Origin of the sequence: Staphylococcus sp. FSL W8-1207, assembly GCF_038003745.1 — a bacterium.
Lineage (GTDB): Bacteria > Bacillota > Bacilli > Staphylococcales > Staphylococcaceae > Staphylococcus > Staphylococcus equorum.
In genome coordinates this window covers 1,207,745-1,226,221 of sequence record NZ_JBBOPU010000001.1, presented here as the reverse complement: position 1 = coordinate 1,226,221, position 18,477 = coordinate 1,207,745, and the positions used below count along the sequence as shown (strand labels likewise).

At 32.4% G+C, this 18,477-nt stretch carries 15 protein-coding genes; 14 read left to right on the top strand and 1 reads right to left on the bottom strand.

Annotated features, from left to right (window positions below):
• Positions 1 to 41 precede the first annotated feature (41 nt).
• The 5 genes from NSR03_RS06110 (at position 42) to thiW (ending at position 3,990) form a co-directional block, all read left to right on the top strand.
• On the top strand, positions 42 to 935 hold the full coding sequence (locus tag NSR03_RS06110) for an NAD(P)/FAD-dependent oxidoreductase (protein ID WP_021338761.1): 894 nt from the start codon (positions 42 to 44) through the stop codon (positions 933 to 935).
• A 103-nt stretch (positions 936 to 1,038) separates the two neighbouring features.
• The gene (locus tag NSR03_RS06105; RefSeq protein WP_340719183.1) at positions 1,039 to 1,335 is read left to right on the top strand and encodes a thiamine-binding protein; all 297 of its coding nucleotides are present in this window, start codon (positions 1,039 to 1,041) and stop codon (positions 1,333 to 1,335) included.
• A 222-nt stretch (positions 1,336 to 1,557) separates the two neighbouring features.
• Positions 1,558 to 3,099, top strand: coding sequence for a tRNA (N6-isopentenyl adenosine(37)-C2)-methylthiotransferase MiaB (miaB, locus tag NSR03_RS06100; RefSeq protein WP_069820805.1), 1,542 nt, complete (start codon positions 1,558 to 1,560; stop codon positions 3,097 to 3,099).
• Positions 3,099 to 3,458 (top strand): RicAFT regulatory complex protein RicA family protein, encoded by a 360-nt coding sequence (locus NSR03_RS06095; protein WP_069820806.1) that lies wholly within the window; start codon positions 3,099 to 3,101, stop codon positions 3,456 to 3,458. Before miaB ends, NSR03_RS06095 begins: the two co-directional genes overlap by 1 nt.
• Positions 3,459 to 3,492: 34 nt before the next feature.
• Positions 3,493 to 3,990 carry an energy coupling factor transporter S component ThiW gene (gene thiW / locus NSR03_RS06090; RefSeq protein WP_002507815.1) on the top strand — a complete coding sequence of 166 codons (498 nt, stop codon included), beginning with the start codon at positions 3,493 to 3,495 and terminating at the stop codon, positions 3,988 to 3,990.
• A gap of 184 nt (positions 3,991 to 4,174) precedes the next feature.
• On the opposite strand, the gene NSR03_RS06085 is transcribed toward thiW, so the two are convergent.
• Positions 4,175 to 5,386 carry a helix-turn-helix domain-containing protein gene (locus tag NSR03_RS06085; protein ID WP_069820807.1) on the bottom strand — a complete coding sequence of 404 codons (1,212 nt, stop codon included), beginning with the start codon at positions 5,384 to 5,386 and terminating at the stop codon, positions 4,175 to 4,177.
• Positions 5,387 to 5,528: 142 nt separating this feature from the next.
• On the opposite strand from NSR03_RS06085, the gene NSR03_RS06080 reads away from it, so the two are divergent.
• The 9 genes from NSR03_RS06080 (at position 5,529) to glpK (ending at position 18,399) form a co-directional block, all read left to right on the top strand.
• Positions 5,529 to 6,491 carry an alpha/beta hydrolase gene (locus NSR03_RS06080; protein WP_069820808.1) on the top strand — a complete coding sequence of 321 codons (963 nt, stop codon included), beginning with the start codon at positions 5,529 to 5,531 and terminating at the stop codon, positions 6,489 to 6,491.
• An 80-nt stretch (positions 6,492 to 6,571) separates the two neighbouring features.
• Positions 6,572 to 6,829: a hypothetical protein gene (locus NSR03_RS06075; RefSeq protein ID WP_256092609.1), complete on the top strand. Its 258-nt coding sequence runs from the start codon at positions 6,572 to 6,574 to the stop codon at positions 6,827 to 6,829.
• A 42-nt stretch (positions 6,830 to 6,871) separates the two neighbouring features.
• Positions 6,872 to 8,794 carry a beta-glucosidase gene (locus NSR03_RS06070; protein ID WP_256092610.1) on the top strand — a complete coding sequence of 641 codons (1,923 nt, stop codon included), beginning with the start codon at positions 6,872 to 6,874 and terminating at the stop codon, positions 8,792 to 8,794.
• Between the two features lie 510 nt (positions 8,795 to 9,304).
• Entirely contained in the window at positions 9,305 to 11,953 is a 2,649-nt protein-coding gene (gene mutS, locus NSR03_RS06065) for a DNA mismatch repair protein MutS (RefSeq protein ID WP_069820809.1), read from the top strand.
• A gap of 12 nt (positions 11,954 to 11,965) precedes the next feature.
• Entirely contained in the window at positions 11,966 to 13,915 is a 1,950-nt protein-coding gene (mutL, locus tag NSR03_RS06060) for a DNA mismatch repair endonuclease MutL (protein ID WP_021338767.1), read from the top strand.
• 11 nt (positions 13,916 to 13,926) lie between these two features.
• Positions 13,927 to 14,460, top strand: a complete 534-nt coding sequence (locus NSR03_RS06055) for a glycerol-3-phosphate responsive antiterminator (RefSeq protein ID WP_002507808.1) — start codon at positions 13,927 to 13,929, stop codon at positions 14,458 to 14,460.
• 224 nt (positions 14,461 to 14,684) lie between these two features.
• Complete coding sequence (locus tag NSR03_RS06050) at positions 14,685 to 15,719, top strand: S66 family peptidase (RefSeq protein WP_069820810.1); 1,035 nt, start codon at positions 14,685 to 14,687, stop codon at positions 15,717 to 15,719.
• A 172-nt stretch (positions 15,720 to 15,891) separates the two neighbouring features.
• Positions 15,892 to 16,710 carry an MIP/aquaporin family protein gene (locus tag NSR03_RS06045; protein WP_021338769.1) on the top strand — a complete coding sequence of 273 codons (819 nt, stop codon included), beginning with the start codon at positions 15,892 to 15,894 and terminating at the stop codon, positions 16,708 to 16,710.
• 186 nt (positions 16,711 to 16,896) lie between these two features.
• On the top strand, positions 16,897 to 18,399 hold the full coding sequence (gene glpK / locus NSR03_RS06040) for a glycerol kinase GlpK (RefSeq protein ID WP_069820811.1): 1,503 nt from the start codon (positions 16,897 to 16,899) through the stop codon (positions 18,397 to 18,399).
• Positions 18,400 to 18,477 lie beyond the last annotated feature (78 nt).

Here is an 18,477-nt window from a genome sequence, read left to right as displayed (position 1 = left end):
AGATATTAAGAATCTTTAAAAGGTATAAAGGAGTGGAGTAAATGGATTATGAAATCATAGTTATTGGTGGCGGTCCTGCTGGCTTAAGCGCAGCATTGAATTTTGGAAGAGGTATGATGCATACATTGGTTATTGATGAGGATAAACCACGAAATCGAGTGACATCAGAATCACATGGTTATTTAACGCAAGATGGTATTTCACCAACTGAATTCAAACAAAAAGCAAAACAAGATATTGCTAAATACAAAGATGTATCATTTTTAGCAGAACGTGTTTTAGATATTAAGGAAAACGATGACGGATTTGAAGTTTTTACCCCAGGACAATCATTTACAGCAAGACAAGTGTTACTCGCAACAGGTTTAAGAGAACGAGGACCAGACATACCTAGTTTCAATGAATTTTATGGACAATCAATATTTTATTGTCCGTGGTGTGATGGCTATGAAATGCGTCACCGTAAATTGGCTATCATTTATACAGTTGAGAGGATGGCACATATGGTTAAATTATTAAGTAACTTTTCAAAAGATCTTATCGTTTTTACAAATGGTGAAAGTGTTACAACCGAAGATAAAGCATGGCTTAAAGCTAAAAACATTGATATATATACCGATTTCATTGCTGATTTAAATGGTGAAAATGGTCAATTGACTCATATTACATTAGCAAATGATGAAAAAGTTGAAGTTGAAGGTGGATTTAGCCAAATGCAATGGGATACTCATTTTGATTTCTTGAAAAATTTGAGTTTAGAGCGTGATGAAAATGAAAAATTTGAAGTCAATGCATTTGGTGAAACTTCAATTAAGCATTTTTATATTGCAGGAGAAACGAAAGATAATTTCGCTGGCCAAATTATAGATGCAGCGGCCAATGGCGGTATGGTTGCTAAAATGATAATGATGACACAAATCAATGAAGATTTTTAAAATATATCTTATGAGATAAATGATTAACGCTTTATATCTATGCCTTGAACATCTTATTTGATAGACTAAAAGATAAATAAAACAGATAAGGGGCTGAAGTGATATGCATGATACGTTAATGAGTGTCCAAATTATTCCGAAAACTGCTAATGGTGAAGATGTTATACCTTATGTTGATGAAGCGATAAAAATAATTGATGATTCTGGTTTGGCTTATAGAGTTGGACCACTAGAAACGACAGTACAAGGTGAGATGAATGAATGTTTGATCTTGATTCAAAAGTTAAATGAGCGTATGGTCGAATTGGAGATACCGAGTACGATTAGTCAGGTTAAGTTTTATCATGTTCCTGAAGGTATTACAATCGAGATACTTACTGGAAAATATGACGAAATTTAAAAAAATATATAATAAAGAAAAGCGATTCAACATATCAAGATGTTGAATCGTTTTTGCTTATTGGGAAAGACTTTTGCACTTTGGGGCTAAATTTAATATAATGAAGTAATGATTATGGATAAAGTTATAGAACTTTGAACGACTAGGTTGAAATACCAAAAAATAAAACATATTTTAAAACATGTGTTCATAGTTTATATGATATAGAAAGGATTTTGTAGAGTGAATGAAGAGCAAAGAAAAAGTACTTCTATAGATATTTTAGCCGAACGAGATAAGAAGACTAAAGATTATAGCAAGTATTTTGAGCATGTCTATCAACCACCAAGTTTAAAGGAAGCACGTAAACGTGGTAAAGAAGAAGTGAACTATAACCGTGATTTCCACATAGATGAAAAATTTCGCAATATGGGTCAAGGGAAGACCTTCTTAATTAAAACATATGGTTGTCAAATGAACGCGCATGATACAGAAGTCATGGCTGGTATTTTAGGCGCTTTAGGTTATACTGCTACAGAAGATATTAATCATGCTGATGTGATTTTAATTAACACATGTGCAATACGTGAAAATGCAGAGAGTAAAGTGTTTAGTGAAATTGGTAATTTAAAACACTTAAAACGAGAAAAGCCAGAAACAGTTATCGGTGTATGTGGTTGTATGTCACAAGAAGAATCAGTTGTTAACAAAATTCTTAAATCATACCAGAACGTTGATATTATTTTCGGAACACATAATATTCATCGTTTACCAGAAATTTTAGAAGAAGCTTATTTATCAAAAGCGATGGTAATAGAAGTATGGTCAAAAGAAGGAGACGTTATTGAAAACCTTCCTAAAGTAAGAAAAGGTAATATTAAAGCTTGGGTAAATATTATGTATGGCTGTGATAAATTCTGTACATATTGTATTGTGCCTTTTACAAGAGGTAAAGAGCGTAGTAGACGTCCAGAAGATATCATTGCTGAAGTGAGAGATTTAGCACGCCAAGGTTATCAAGAAATTACGTTGCTGGGTCAAAACGTTAATGCTTATGGTAAAGATATAGAGGGCTTAGAATATGGTTTGGGTGATTTATTAGAAGATATTACACAAATTGATATACCAAGAGTGAGATTTACTACAAGTCATCCTTGGGACTTTACGGATCGTATGATTGAAGTTATTGCAAACGGGGGCAATATTGTACCTCACGTACATTTACCAGTTCAATCAGGTAACAACGCAGTATTAAAAATTATGGGACGTAAATATACACGTGAAAGCTATTTAGATTTAGTAAATAGAATTAAAACGAAGATACCTAACGTGGCATTGACTACAGATATTATCGTAGGTTATCCAAATGAAACTGAAGCACAATTTGAAGAAACTTTAACATTGTATGACGAAGTTGAATTTGAACATGCATATACTTATATTTATTCACAAAGAGATGGTACACCAGCAGCGAAGATGAAAGATAATGTGCCTTTAGAAGTGAAGAAAGATAGATTACAACAATTAAATAAAAAAGTGGCTTATTATTCAGAACAAGCTATGAAGCAATATGAAGGCAAAGTAATCCAAGTATTGTGTGAAGGTTCCAGTAAGAAGGATAATGATGTGTTAGCGGGTTATACTTCTAAAAATAAACTTGTTAACTTCAAAGCGCCTAAAGAAATGATAGGCAGAATTGTTGATGTACAAGTTGACGAAGCGAAGCAATTTTCATTAAACGGTACATTTTTACGTGCGAGTGAAAAAGCAGTGGTGACTCAATAATGTATGAAAAAGATGACATATTAGCTGAAGTAAATCGCATTAGTGAACGAATCAAATCATTGGATACAGTTAAAGATTATCACACTGTTGAACAACAAATTCATTACAATAAAAATATTGAACAACGCATGAAAGATTTAAAAAAAACACAAAAGCAATCCGTAAATTTACAAAATTACGGTAAAACAGAAGCTTTAAAACAATCTGAAGGTAAAATACAAGGTATTGAGCAAGATATTAATGTGCTACCGATAGTGGAAGAATTCAGAGAATCGCAAACTGAAGCCAACGATTTATTACAAATGATGATAAGTACAATGTCTGATTGTTTGAATCAACATGAGCAAAATGAGGACTAGCAAGTAATGTACTTTCAGGAAAGGAATGAACCGAATGAAGTCAATTAAGACGAAAAGGTTAACATTAACCGCAATATTCATCGCTATCAATGTAGTGTTGAGTAGTATTATTGTCATTCCGTTAGGCCCGATTAAAGCAGCACCTATTCAACATTTAATTAATGTACTATGTGCCGTGTTTGTTGGCCCTTGGTTTGGACTAGCTCAAGCATTTATTTCTTCTGTATTACGTATGATTTTTGGTACTGGTAGCTTCTTCGCCTTTCCTGGAAGTATGGTAGGTGTACTACTCGCAAGTGGTTTTTACCATTACCGTAAGCATATCTTTATGGCTGCGGTAGGGGAAGTGATAGGGACAGGTATTATTGGTAGTATAGTTTGTATTCCATTAGCCTGGATACTTGGCTTTTCTAACTTTGCTATTAAACCGTTAATGTTAGCATTTATCGTTTCAAGCATTATTGGTGCTATCATCAGTTATATATTATTAATGATATTGAAAAGAAAAGGTATATTAAAACGCTTCTTATAAGCTATATAAGATTTACGAAACGAGATTAAGACTCAAATAATTAATCATGAAGTTTTTGGATGGATAACGAAACAAGTTATGACATGCTAATATTCTTGATTACTTATAGAGACTTGGTCTCGTTTTTATGAATAAAGACTTATGACTACTTTACTTTTACAATCTTGATAACATTAAAGGTATTTTATGTTTTATAATTTTTTAAGCGGTATTGTTTTGGAGTTAGTCCAATAGAACGTTTGAAAACTTTAATAAAGTAGCTTTGATCTGAAAAGCTGAGCTGATGAGCTATTTCAGAAATGGATAAACTTGAGTTATCCAACCATAATTTAGCTTCTTCTAGTTTTTTCTCTGTAATATAGGCACTTATCGTAATACCAACTTCTTTCTTGAATAAATGAGATAAATATTTTGAACTTAAATTTACATGCTTTGCTAATATATCTAAAGTTAAAAGTTGATATAAATGGTTATAAATATATTGTTTCACTAAATTAATGGGCTGTGAATATTTATCACTGTTTAATTTTTTTACTTGATTAGCAAATTCTATAAATATATATTCTACTGATTTTAATAAGTCAATTTCCTTTTCTACCTCTATCTTTTGGATGAGTATATCACTCATTGAGTAAGCTACTTCATAGTGTAATCCACCTTCGATTGCTGATCTACTCGCTATGGCTACTGCAGAAATAGCTAAATTTTTATCATTACGAGTAAGATTATCAGGCATAACTACCCCAACTTTTTCTAAATCAATTGTATTTTTAAAAATATTTTTTATACTATCAATATCTCCTTGTTTTATATATTCATTAAATTTATTTTCTAATAAAATATCATGATGTAATTGTTCATTAAGACGTTTAATTGAAAGCTCGAAATCAATATCATTTTCTAAGATTAACGTATTAAGTGATTGTTCTTTAATAGCTAATGGAGATAGTTGTTTGTTAAATAACAGAAAATAAACCAGTTGTCCCATATTAATGAGGTCATTTTTTTTATAGATAGGGATGGAGTTAAAATAAATTCTTAAATTCTTTTTTAAATAAAGTGGCACTTTATAACGCTTTATATAATCATAAAAAAGACTGTTAGTCACTTCTTCTAACACACAAGGCCCTATAGTTAAGTCAAAGTATGTTGTTCGTAAACATAAAAAACATTCTATATTATTAAGTGATCTGATGAAGGGTATTTCAAAAATAGATTCATTTTCAGTAAATAGTTCTTGATAAAGTCCATCTGTGGGAAGAAAAGGGTTTTCCCGATTTACAAACTTAAATTCTTTAATAGTGATATTTGCCTTGCTTATTGAAATATTCATACCAGTATTTTCTTGTAGCATTTTACAAATATAATCAAGTTCATCTTTTTTTTCATATTTCATAAAGCTTCCTCCCTTATTGATAGAAAATATACTATTTTTATGGAAAAAGTGCAATTAAATCTTTTGGGAAAAGAATAGAATAAGAGATATAAGAAAAGATTTATTTATTACGCTGTTTGTAAATAAAAGGAGTGACGCTACTGTGGATATAGTAAGAAAAAAATTAAGTGAAGATAAAAAAGAAAATGCTATAAATAGTATGAAGTTATTAACTAAACTTCCTGGCCCTGTATTAGAATATTTGATTAGATTCAATCTTAGAACTTTTAGAAAAGCTATGGAAAATCAAGATCAAAAACTATTAAATTACAGTCAACCAATTTATAAAGAAACGTATAAAATTTACGGTTGGAAAAATTTAATTTCATTAAATATATATCGAAGTGATAGCAACGCGGATGGCAAGAAACCGCTACTTTATTTTATTCATGGTGGTGCATTTATTGGTGGTTCTTCCTATGTAAATGATAATTTCATGAGAGCACTTGCTGACAGAACAGGTTACGTTATTGCGAGTGTAGATTATACCTTATCACCTGAAGCTAAATATCCAGAAGGGTTAAACGATTGCTATAAGGGCTTAAACTATTTATTGAAATACGCGAGTGATTTTGATATTGATACAACTCAAATTAGCATAGCCGGGGATAGTGCAGGTGGTAATTTAGCAGCGGCATTAATATTAAAATTAGCAAAAGAACAGATTAAAATCCAAAACCAAATTTTATATTATCCTTTGACAGATTTAGTTTCTTTAGACAAACCCAGCTATAAACAACAAGGTGCAGCTTTTCAAGGGATGAAAAAACTAATTTTCGTATGTCAGCGTTTATATTTAAAGAACAAAAAGGACAAACACTTACCTTATGTATCACCATTAAGAGCAAATATACCAACTGAAATGCCTAATACTTTAATTATGGTAGCTGAAAATGATGGGCTAAAAAGTGATGGTATAGAATACGCTGAGTTATTAGAAAAATCTGGGCATAAAGTATCATGCCTATTATATGAAAATGCTTATCACGCATTCATAAATAATCTTGGATATTCACCTGAAGCTGATGATGCACTTGAAGAAACAATTCATTTTGTGACAAACTAAACAAGAAAATTTTGACAAGTAAACAATTCATTTGGAGCGACGCAAATTTCGTAATACTTATTTTAAGGGAGAAATGTCTTATGAAAAACAATGAAATAATTAAAAATTTATCGTTAGAAGAAAAAATTAAAATTGTAACTGGTCATGCATTTTGGTATACGCATGACCTAGAAGATAAAGGATTAAATGCATTACTACTAACTGATGGTCCTTCTGGGGTAAGAAAGCAAGAAGAGGGAGCTGATGCTTTAGGCTTAAATCAAAGCATAAAAACTATTAGTTTTCCAAGTTTAGCACTAATTGCTAGTTCATTTGATAAAAATTTGCTACGTCAATAGGGTGAATATTTAGGACAAATCGCAAAAAGTGAAAAAGTTAATGTGTTGTTAGGTCCTGGTATAAATATTAAAAGAAACCCTTTGGCTGGTAGGAATTTTGAATACATGTCTGAAGATCCTTTAGTAGCTGGTAAGCTTGCAACAGCTTATATTAATGGTTTACAGTCTCAGGGTATTGGAGCAAGTGTAAAACACTTTGCCGCTAATAATAGAGAGAATCAACGATTTACCAATTCTTCTAATATAGATGAACGAACACTGAGAGAAATTTATCTTAGTGCATTTGAAACAGTTGTAAAATATGCTCAACCAGCTACGATTATGAGTTCTTATAATGCTATTAACCATGTTCCCGTTTCTGAGAATAAATGGCTACTTACAGATGTGCTGAGAAATGAATGGGGATATCAAGGTGTCGTTGTCTCTGACTGGTCGGCGGTAAAACATCGTTCCAATTCATTAAAAGCAGGGCTGAATTTAGAAATGCCTGGTAAGGGACAAAGCACATTGACTGAAGTAACAAATGCTGTAAAAAATGGCGAATTGGACGAGCATATACTAGATACCTCAGTGGATCGTGTTTTAACGTTAATTAAACAACATCAAATCAAAGATGAAGCGCAGTCTTATGACAAAGCGAGTTACCATGATTTCTCAAGAGTACTAGCAAGTAAAAGTATTATTTTATTAAAAAATGAAAACAATAACCTACCAATAAATTCATCATCATTAGGCTTGATTGGTGAACTTGCAGCTAAACCAAGAATTCAAGGTGGCGGTTCTTCTAAAGTTAATCCATATAACATTGTAACGCCGTTGGAAGCTTTTAATAAACATCAAGTTGAATATGCTCAGGGTTATTACATTAGTAATCATGAAGTAAATCAAAAGCTTCAACAAGAAGCAGTAAAAGTAGCGAAACAAAACGACCAAGTAATATTATTTTTAGGCTATCCTGAAAGTTATGAAACTGAAGGATTCGATAAAAATGCTTTAGCATTACCAGACAATCAATTAACATTATTAGATGCAGTAACGAGAGAGAATCAAAATGTAACTGTTGTTTTACAAAATGGTGGGACAGTACTTATGCCTTGGGCACATAAAGTGAAATCTATTGTTGAAACCTATTTATCAGGTGAAGCAGTAGGAGAAGCAATCAAAGATGTCTTAACTGGTAAACAAAATCCAGCAGGTAAATTAACAGAAACTGTTCCAAAACGACTTGAAGACGTTCCCTCGTATTTAACATTTAATCAAAGTAAAGCAGAAGAAGATTACAGAGAAGGCATATATGTAGGTTATAGATATTACGATACAAAACATATCAAAACGCAATTTCCATTTGGCCATGGTTTAAGTTATACAACCTTTGAGTATTCTAATATCAAAATTGCTCCTCAAGAAAAGAGCTTGAAAATTAATCTGGATATCAAAAATACGGGGAAAATATTTGGGGAAGAAGTTATACAAGTTTATATTGGAAATCGTGCAAGTGATATAGATATGCCACTCAAAGAACTTAGAGATTTTGAACGTATTGCTTTAGATGCAAACGAATCAAAAATAATTACATTTGATATACCTTATAAAGCTTTGCGCTGGTTTAATAATAATACAAGACAGTGGCAAATAGATGATGGAGAGTACGTAGTATATGTAGGTTCTTCAGTTGAAGATATCAGATTAGAGCAATCAATTACTTTAGATATAACTAATCAAACAAAATCGTATTGGATTCATGAAGATACTTATGTATATGAATTAGTGTTAAGAAAAAATGAAATCAAACAATCACTGAAACGATATCAATTAGATGAACTCATAGGTAAGGTAACAGAAGATCCAGAACTTGCGCCACTTTTTGAAAATTTACCATTACGTTCACTTATAATGCTCGATATGGATATAGCGACAGTACATGACTTTATCAATGCCGCAAATGAAGAATTAAAGCATAAATAATTATATGTAAATTGATTGTTATAAAATGCAGCGCAATTTAATTTATTTAGTATTTTTATACTATACGATGTTACAATATGATTATTATGATTTGTAGTATAAATACAAAACCCCTCACTGTGCCAGTAGTGAGGGGTTTTGTTCGTGTGGCTTTATCATTACATTTGCATAGACAATATACATATAACATATACGCATCAATATAGTTTGAATACTTAAAATTAAGTTTTTTCTAAAAACGCTTATAAAAGCGTTTGATAAAAATTAAGCTTTAACGCTATGATTGAATAAATAGGCGTAATATCTAAAGTTATGTTAAAATTTAAGAGTTAAATTAACTAATTAAGTTAAAGAAAATTAAATGGATAGCGATAACATAAATGCTAATTTTTACTAAATAGATAAATGTAAAAACATTGATACAATGCAACTTACATATTCAAAATTAAGTATAATCCAAATTGATAATTTAAAAGTAAGAAACTAATAGAAGGATTGTGAAATATCAAAATGACTAACCAAACTCCTATGATGCAACAGTATTTAAAAATAAAATCACAATATCAAGATTGTCTATTATTTTTTAGATTGGGCGATTTTTATGAAATGTTTTTTGATGATGCGAAAGAGGCGTCAAGAGTATTAGAAATCACTTTGACGAAAAGGGATGCCAAAAAAACGAACCCAATACCGATGTGTGGTGTACCTTATCATGCAGCAGATGGCTATATTGAAACATTGATTAGCAATGGATATAAAGTAGCTATATGTGAACAAATGGAAGATCCAAGACAGACTAAAGGTATGGTTCGTCGTGAAGTTGTTAGAATTGTTACTCCTGGAACGGTAATGGATAAAGGTGGCGTTGATGAAAAACAAAACAACTATATATTGAGTTTTGTGAAAGATAGTGCCGCTTATGCATTAAGTTATTGTGATGTTTCAACTGGAGAGTTGAAAGTTACACATTTCGAAGATGAAGCGACGCTAATGAATGAAATTACAACTATTAATCCTAATGAAATCGTCGTAAACGAGAATATTGGTGATGATTTAAAACGACAAATCAGTTTAACAACTGAAACGATAACGGTATTATCGGAAATTTCAGATGCACAATATAATGTAAATACTATGAAAGAACACAACTTGTTTAATGCGACACAATTGTTGTTAGATTATATATATCACACACAGAAAAGAGATTTATCCCATATTGAAGCAGTTGTTAAATATGAAGCGGTAGACTTTATGAAAATGGATTTTTACGCTAAACGAAATTTAGAATTAACAGAAAGTATTCGTTTAAAAACTAAAAAAGGAACATTGCTCTGGTTAATGGATGAGACTAAGACGCCAATGGGTGCCAGACGATTAAAACAGTGGATTGATAGACCACTTATCCATAAAGCACATATAGAATCTCGTTTAGATACAGTAGAACAGTTTCTTAATCATTTCATCGAAAGAGATACATTAAGAAATCATTTGAATCAAGTTTATGATATTGAACGCTTAGTAGGCCGTGTAAGTTATGGTAACGTCAATGCACGTGATTTAATTCAGTTGAAACATTCTATTTCAGAAATCCCAAATATTAAAAATCTACTTAATGATTTTGATGAACAGATGACTGCACAATTTAAAGCGCTAGAGCCTTTAGAAGAATTACTTGGCTTACTAGAAGAAAGTTTAAAAGAAGAACCACCAATCTCTGTAAAAGAAGGTGGCCTTTTTAAAACTGGTTTTAATAGTGGGTTAGACGAGTATTTAGAGGCATCTAAAAATGGAAAGTCATGGCTAGCTGAATTACAGGCAAAAGAACGCCAACGTACTGGCATTAAATCGTTAAAGATTAGTTTTAATAAAGTGTTTGGTTACTTTATTGAAATTACTAGAGCGAACTTACAAGGTTTCGACCCAACAGCATTTGGATATCATCGTAAGCAAACATTATCTAATGCAGAACGTTTTATCACAGATGAATTGAAAGAAAAAGAAGACATTATTCTTGGTGCTGAAGATAAAGCAATCGACTTAGAATATCAATTGTTTGTTCAACTAAGAGAAAAAATTAAAACCTATACAGAACGTTTACAAAAACAAGCAAAAGTTATATCAGAACTTGATTGTTTACAAAGTTTTGCAGAAATTGCACAAAAATATAACTATGCACGTCCAACTTTTAGCGAAGACAAAACACTACAATTAACCAATTCGCGTCATCCGGTTGTCGAACGCGTGATGGACCATAATGATTATGTGCCAAATGATTGTGAATTAGATCAAGATACATTTGTCTATTTAATAACTGGGCCTAATATGTCTGGTAAATCCACATATATGCGCCAAGTAGCCATAATTAGTATCATGGCTCAAATGGGAGCATACGTCCCTTGTGAATCGGCAACGCTCCCAGTCTTTGACCAGATATTTACAAGAATAGGCGCCGCAGATGATCTTGTATCAGGTAAAAGTACATTTATGGTTGAAATGTTAGAAGCGCAGAAAGCACTCGCACATGCGACAGAAAATAGTTTGATTATTTTTGATGAAATTGGAAGAGGTACTTCGACCTACGATGGATTAGCACTTGCACAATCAATGATAGAATATGTTGCGAATACGTCTCATGCTAAAACACTATTTTCTACGCATTATCATGAGTTAACAACTTTAGATCAGTCTTTATCTTGTTTGAAAAATGTGCATGTAGCAGCAAACGAATACAAAGGTGAACTTATCTTCTTGCATAAGGTTAAAAATGGCGCAGTAGATGATAGTTATGGTATTCAAGTAGCTAAATTAGCACATCTACCTGACGAAGTAATTTCACGTGCGCAAGTCATATTAGATGCGTTTGAACAGACTGACAAACAAGAAAACCAAGTCGTAGTTAACAAACTTGAAGTAGACTCAAGTATTCAAGATGCACAATACTCAAATGTAGAAGAACCAGTTGCAACATATCCTGAGCAATCGGAATATGCAAAACAGGATGATAAAAAAAATCAATTTGAACAAACAGCATTTGAACTATTTGATGCGCCGGTCGAGCAATCTGAAATAGAAAATGAAATTAAGACGTTGAATTTATCTAATATGACACCGATAGAAGCATTAATTAAATTAAGTGAATTACAAAAACAATTGAAATAGAGGTGAAGTCAAATGGGTAAGATTAAAGAGTTGCAAACATCATTAGCGAATAAGATTGCTGCTGGAGAAGTTGTTGAACGTCCAGGTTCAGTAGTCAAAGAGTTATTAGAAAATGCCATTGACGCCCAAGCGACTGAAATCAATATCGAAGTTGAACAATCTGGCGTAGCATCTATTCGTGTCGTTGACAATGGTACGGGTATTCATATAGAAGATTTAGGTCTCGTCTTTCATCGACATGCAACAAGTAAACTAGATGCAGATGATGATTTGTTTCATATTCGCACACTTGGATTTCGTGGAGAAGCATTAGCAAGTATCTCTTCTGTTTCCAAAGTGACACTGAAAACATGTACAGATAATCAAGAAGGCCAAGAGATTTATGTGGAAAATGGTGAAATTCTTAATCAAAAACCTGCAAAAGCGAAACAAGGTACTGATATATTAGTTGAATCATTATTTTATAATACACCAGCGCGCTTAAAATATATTAAAAGTTTATATACTGAATTAGGTAAAATTACAGATATCGTAAATCGTATGGCGATGAGTCATCCAGATATCCGTATTTCACTTATTTCAGATGGCAGAACGATTCTAAAAACAAATGGTTCAGGACGTACAAATGAAGTTATGGCAGAAATATATGGGATGAAAGTGGCTAAGGATTTAGTACACATTACGGGTGAAACAAGCGACTATCGCTTAGAAGGCTATGTTGCTAAACCAGAACATTCACGAAGTAATAAACATTATATATCTATTTTTATTAATGGTAGATATATCAAAAACTTTTTAATAAACAAAGCAATTTTAGAAGGCTATCATACACTGCTAATGATTGGCAGATTTCCAATTTGTTATATTAATATTGAAATGGATCCGATACTGGTCGACGTCAATGTGCATCCAACTAAATTAGAGGTGCGTTTATCTAAAGAAGATCAGTTGTTTGAACTGATCGTAGAAAAAATACGAGAAGCTTTTAAAGATCGTATTTTAATACCGCAAAATGATATGAATAAATTGACGCAGAAAAATAAAGTGCTGGATAAATTTGAACAACAGAAAATTGATTTTGAGAAACGCAAACAGCAAAGAGATGCTACACATTCAACGAATTTGAATTTTGACCTTGATGATAATCAGCCCAATGAAACAAATCAATCTAATCAAACCTTAGATAATACATTCTCAAATCCGAATACCACTTCAAACGATTCCTATTCAGTGAAAGAATCGACTTATGATTATGCTAAGACGCAAAGAGATGTGTTGACTGATATGGAAGAACAAGATATTACTGATACATTAGCACCTTCTGAAGATGTATCTGAGGCATCAGATATTAAAGGAAGTATCAGTAGCAACCCTTCACAGCGTATACCTTATATGGAAGTCGTAGGTCAAGTGCATGGCACATATATTATTGCGCAAAATGAGAACGGTATGTTTATGATTGATCAACATGCTGCACAGGAACGAATTAAATACGAATATTTTAGAGAAAAAATAGGCGATGTCTCTAATGAAATACAAAATTTATTAATTCCTTTAACTTTTCACTTCTCAAAAGACGAGTTGATGATTATCAATCAACACGTAGAAGAATTAGATAAAGTAGGCGTGCATTTAGAACCGTTTGGTGGTAATGATTATATTGTTGATAGTTATCCAGTGTGGTTTCCTGCTGCTGAAGCGGAAGAAATTATTAAAGATATGATTGAGTATGTCTTAGAGCATAAAAAAGTGAATGTTAAAAAAATACGTGAAGAAGCTGCTATTATGATGAGTTGTAAGAAATCAATTAAAGCAAATCACTATTTAAAAAATAATGAAATGGCAGATTTAGTGAATCAATTGAGAGAAACAGAAGATCCGTTTACATGTCCACATGGCAGACCGATAATCATTAATTTTTCAAATTATGAATTAGAACGCTTATTTAAGCGTATTATATAGGAGGTTAGTGGATGAAGCCATATATTTTACCGGCTATTCGCTCAATGAAAGATTTAGAAAAACTGATACAGACAGATTATAAAGAATGTGTGTTATTAGATACGCATATAGGTCATATCAAAAGCATTATGGAATTGATGAAGAAGAATAATATAGAAGTGTATATGCATATCGATTTAATTAGAGGTATGAGTCACGATGAATTTGCTTGTGAATTTATCATTCAAAACTACCATCCCAAAGGCATCGTATCAACAAAAACGAAAGTTATAAACAAAGCCAAAGCGTTGAATACGACTACTGTTTTTCGTGTATTTATTCTAGATAGTCATGCACTAACTAGAAGTATTGAGCTTATAAAACGTGTTGAACCTGACTTTGTTGAAGTGTTGCCTGGTATAGCAACAAAGGCAATAAAAATCATTAATGAAGAGACAAATACGTCTGTGATTGCTGGTGGTTTGATTAATGATGTTGAGGAAGTTGATGTTGCGGTGGAAAATGGTGCGAAATATATCACTACAAGCGATAGGGATTTATGGTAATACAACTAAAGCAGTTAAATTAACAGTCGTTCTAATAAAGAATAAAGGTTGAATGGCATTGACTATAATGTAATTGTCTTACTAGAATTAGCTATTTTAGAAACGCATTAAATCATTTTATTAATGTATAATCATTTCTAAAGCTTATAGCTAATTCTTTTTTTTTACCATTTTTTAATGAATAGTATTAATTTATATAAATTAAAATCCTAGGGGGAGATTTAATGATAAAACCAAGAAAATTATTAAGAGGCGACACTGTTGCAATTGTATCTTTATCTCCTGGTTTAGCCGGAGAAGATTCGATTTTATGGCGAACTAAACAAGGAATCGAACGACTGGAAACCGTATTTGGTTTGCATGTGAAAGTCATGCCCAATGCACTCAAAGGTATTAAATATGTACGTGAACACCCTGAACTGCGTGCTTCTGATTTAAATGAAGCATTACAAGATAGTGATGTAAAAGCGATTATAAGTTGTATTGGTGGTGAAGATGCCATTCGAATATTACCTTATGTAGATTTTCAAGCAATTTACGATAACCCAAAAATTTTCTCGGGTTACTCTGATTCAACGACTGTCCACATGATGTTTTATAAAATGGGTATTGTTAGTTTTTATGGACAAGCCTTATTAACAGATTTTGCGGAGAATATAGAAATGGATAGCTTTACAATTAATGATATTGAAAAATGTTGGTTCAATAGTTCAGCGATTGGCGAACGATTGCCTACGCCTTATACAAGACCAACAGGATTAGAATGGAAAGTAGAAAATAAAAATATTGCTAGGACTAAACGAGATAACCAAAGTTATGAAGTTATAAATGGAGCCGATATTGTGAGTGGTCATTTAATCGGAGGTAATTTAGAAACGTTTGTGAGTTTGATAGATACTTCCATATTTCCGGAATTAGAGCAATTTAATCATGCGATACTTTTTTTGGAAACTTCAGAAGATACACCATCTCCTTTAGAATTTTCAAAAATGTTTAACCAATTATTACAAATAGGTGTGTTAGATAAAGTTGAAGGCATTGTTTTTGGTAAACCATTTAATCAAATATATTATGAAGCGTATAAAAATGAAATATTAAAAATTATTAAAAAAAGTAAAAATCCAAACGTTCCAATTTTATATAATTTGTCATTTGGACACAATGAGCCCAAGCACAGCATGCCTTATGGCTTATCAGCAAAAATAAATTGTTATACTCAGCAATTCGAAATTAAAGAAAGCGCTGTTATTGATTTTTAAATTGTGGCAATTTTTTTACAAAAAAGATTGACAACGCTTTCAATAGAGGTGTAAGATAAACACAAGTTAATAATTAGAACAGAGATGGGAGATTTCTACAGTCATTAAACCAGTGTATTAACGCTGGACATAATTGTAGGAATCTCTTTGTCTTTTTTTAGGAGGAGTCTCTATGAGTGTATATTTTGCTGAATTATTGGGAACAGCAATATTAGTATTATTTGGGGGTGGCGTTGTTGCCAACGTTAATTTAAAACGAAGCAATGGTAACGGTGCTGATTGGATTGTAATTGCCACAGGTTGGGGACTTGCTGTAACCATGGGTGTTTATGCTACAGGTGAAATATCTGGTGCGCATTTAAATCCGGCCGTTACATTAGCGTTCGCAATGGACGGTGCATTAAGCTGGGGTATGGTTCCAGGATACATCATTTGTCAAATACTTGGTGGTATCATCGGTGGTACTTTAGTTTGGTTAATGTACTTAGCGCAATGGAAAGCAACTGAAGACAAAGATACAAAATTAGCTGTGTTTTCTACAGCACCAGCAATAAAAAATTACTTTGCCAACTTCTTAAGTGAAATTATTGGTACTGCTGCTTTAACAATGGGCTTATTATTCATTGGGATGAATAAAATTGCTGATGGTTTAAATCCACTAATTGTTGGTAGTTTAATCGTTGCTATCGGCTTAAGTTTAGGTGGTCCAACTGGATATGCCATTAATCCTGCTCGTGATTTAGGTCCACGTATTGCACATGCCATTTTACCAATTGCTGGAAAAGGTAACTCAAATTGGGGTTATGCAATTGTTCCAATTTTAGGGCCTATTACAGGTGGTATGATGGGTGCAGTTATTTATAGATTATTCTATAAAGGTGCTTTTGATATGATGTCTGTTGTATCAATAGTGTTGCTAATCGTAACAATTGCGCTTGGAATCGCTTTAAATAAAGCAAAAAGTGCAAAAGGTATCGAATCAATTTATTAAATAAGTTTTAACTGTCCTGTTTATACGTTAAAATATAAACAGGTCTTATATTATAAAAAAATAAATAATATGAATATGTTTGTTGGATTATTAAAATAGAATGTATATAAATATGTTGTTGGGAATTATTCATTTTACATACATTATTGTCCATCCTACAAACATAATATAAGGGAGATTATCATTATGAAAAAATATATTTTGTCAATTGACCAAGGTACAACAAGTTCAAGAGCAATTGTTTTTGATCAAGATGGAAAAATCCAAGGTGTAGCACAACGTGAATTCAAACAATATTTTCCTAAATCAGGTTGGGTAGAGCATGATGCAAATGAAATTTGGACATCTGTTTTAGCAGTTATTGCTGAAGTGTTAAATGAAGAGAATATTGGCGCAGATCAAATCGCGAGTATCGGTATTACAAATCAACGTGAAACAGCAGTAGTATGGGATAAACATACGTCTCGCCCAGTATATCATGCAATTGTATGGCAATCTCGTCAAACACAAAGTATTTGTCAGAACTTAAAAGACCAAGGCTTAGAAAGTAAATTCCGTGAAAAAACAGGTCTTTTATTAGATCCTTATTTTGCAGGTACAAAAGTAAAATGGATACTTGATAATGTAGAAGGTACTAGAGAAAAAGCTGAAAATGGCGATTTATTATTCGGAACAATAGATTCATGGTTAGTATGGAAATTATCAGGTGGAAAAGCACATATCACAGATTATACAAATGCAAGTCGTACATTAATTTACAATATTCATGATTTGGAATGGGATCAAGAATTATTAGATATTTTAGAAATTCCAAATTCAATGCTCCCTGAAGTAAAATCTTCAAGTGAGGTTTATGCTAATACTGTAGATTATCATTTCTTCGGTAAAGAAGTGCCGATTTCTGGTATCGCTGGTGACCAACAAGCAGCATTATTCGGTCAAGCATGTTTCGAACGTGGTGATGCGAAAAACACTTATGGTACTGGTGGATTTATGTTAATGAATACAGGAGAAGAGGCAGTTACTTCTAAAAGTGGTTTATTAACGACTATTGCATATGGTATTGATGGTAAAGTCAACTATGCACTTGAAGGATCTATCTTTGTTTCAGGCTCTGCAATTCAATGGTTAAGAGATGGATTAAGAATGATTAATTCAGCACCACAATCAGAAAATTATGCAGAACGTGTTGAATCAACAGAAGGTGTTTATGTTGTGCCAGCATTTGTTGGTCTTGGTACACCGTACTGGGATGCAGAAGCACGAGGTGCTATTTTCGGACTTACACGCGGTACTGAAAAAGAACATTTCATCCGAGCTACTTTAGAATCATTATGTTATCAAACACGTGACGTATTAGAAGCTATGGAAAAAGATTCAGGTATCAAAGTAAATAATTTACGTGTTGATGGTGGCGCAGTTAAAAATAATTTCATCATGCAATTCCAATCTGATATCTTAAATGTTGGTGTTGAACGTCCAGAAATTAGTGAAACAACAGCATTAGGTGCAGCATACTTAGCTGGACTTGCAGTTGGATTCTGGGATAGTAAAGATGAAATTGCTAACCGTTGGAAGTTAGATAAGCAATTCAATCCAGATATGGTAGAACAAGAAAGAGAAAAACATTACAAAGGCTGGAAGAAAGCTGTAGAAGCTACTCAAGTCTTTAAATTAGACGATGAGTAAAAAAATTAGACTTAAAAGTGTTATCTATGCTACAATACGGGTAAGTTAATAATATCGAGATGAGAAATGAGAGATTCA

Coding starts and splice junctions, on each gene's coding strand:
- NSR03_RS06085 (WP_069820807.1), bottom strand. CDS start 5,386: ATGAAATATGAAAAAAAAGATGAACTTGATTATATTTGTAAAATGCTA.
- thiW (WP_002507815.1), top strand. CDS start 3,493: ATGAAGTCAATTAAGACGAAAAGGTTAACATTAACCGCAATATTCATC.
- NSR03_RS06055 (WP_002507808.1), top strand. CDS start 13,927: ATGAAGCCATATATTTTACCGGCTATTCGCTCAATGAAAGATTTAGAA.
- NSR03_RS06095 (WP_069820806.1), top strand. CDS start 3,099: ATGTATGAAAAAGATGACATATTAGCTGAAGTAAATCGCATTAGTGAA.
- glpK (WP_069820811.1), top strand. CDS start 16,897: ATGAAAAAATATATTTTGTCAATTGACCAAGGTACAACAAGTTCAAGA.
- NSR03_RS06045 (WP_021338769.1), top strand. CDS start 15,892: ATGAGTGTATATTTTGCTGAATTATTGGGAACAGCAATATTAGTATTA.
- mutS (WP_069820809.1), top strand. CDS start 9,305: ATGACTAACCAAACTCCTATGATGCAACAGTATTTAAAAATAAAATCA.
- mutL (WP_021338767.1), top strand. CDS start 11,966: ATGGGTAAGATTAAAGAGTTGCAAACATCATTAGCGAATAAGATTGCT.
- NSR03_RS06075 (WP_256092609.1), top strand. CDS start 6,572: ATGAAAAACAATGAAATAATTAAAAATTTATCGTTAGAAGAAAAAATT.
- NSR03_RS06110 (WP_021338761.1), top strand. CDS start 42: ATGGATTATGAAATCATAGTTATTGGTGGCGGTCCTGCTGGCTTAAGC.
- NSR03_RS06105 (WP_340719183.1), top strand. CDS start 1,039: ATGCATGATACGTTAATGAGTGTCCAAATTATTCCGAAAACTGCTAAT.
- NSR03_RS06050 (WP_069820810.1), top strand. CDS start 14,685: ATGATAAAACCAAGAAAATTATTAAGAGGCGACACTGTTGCAATTGTA.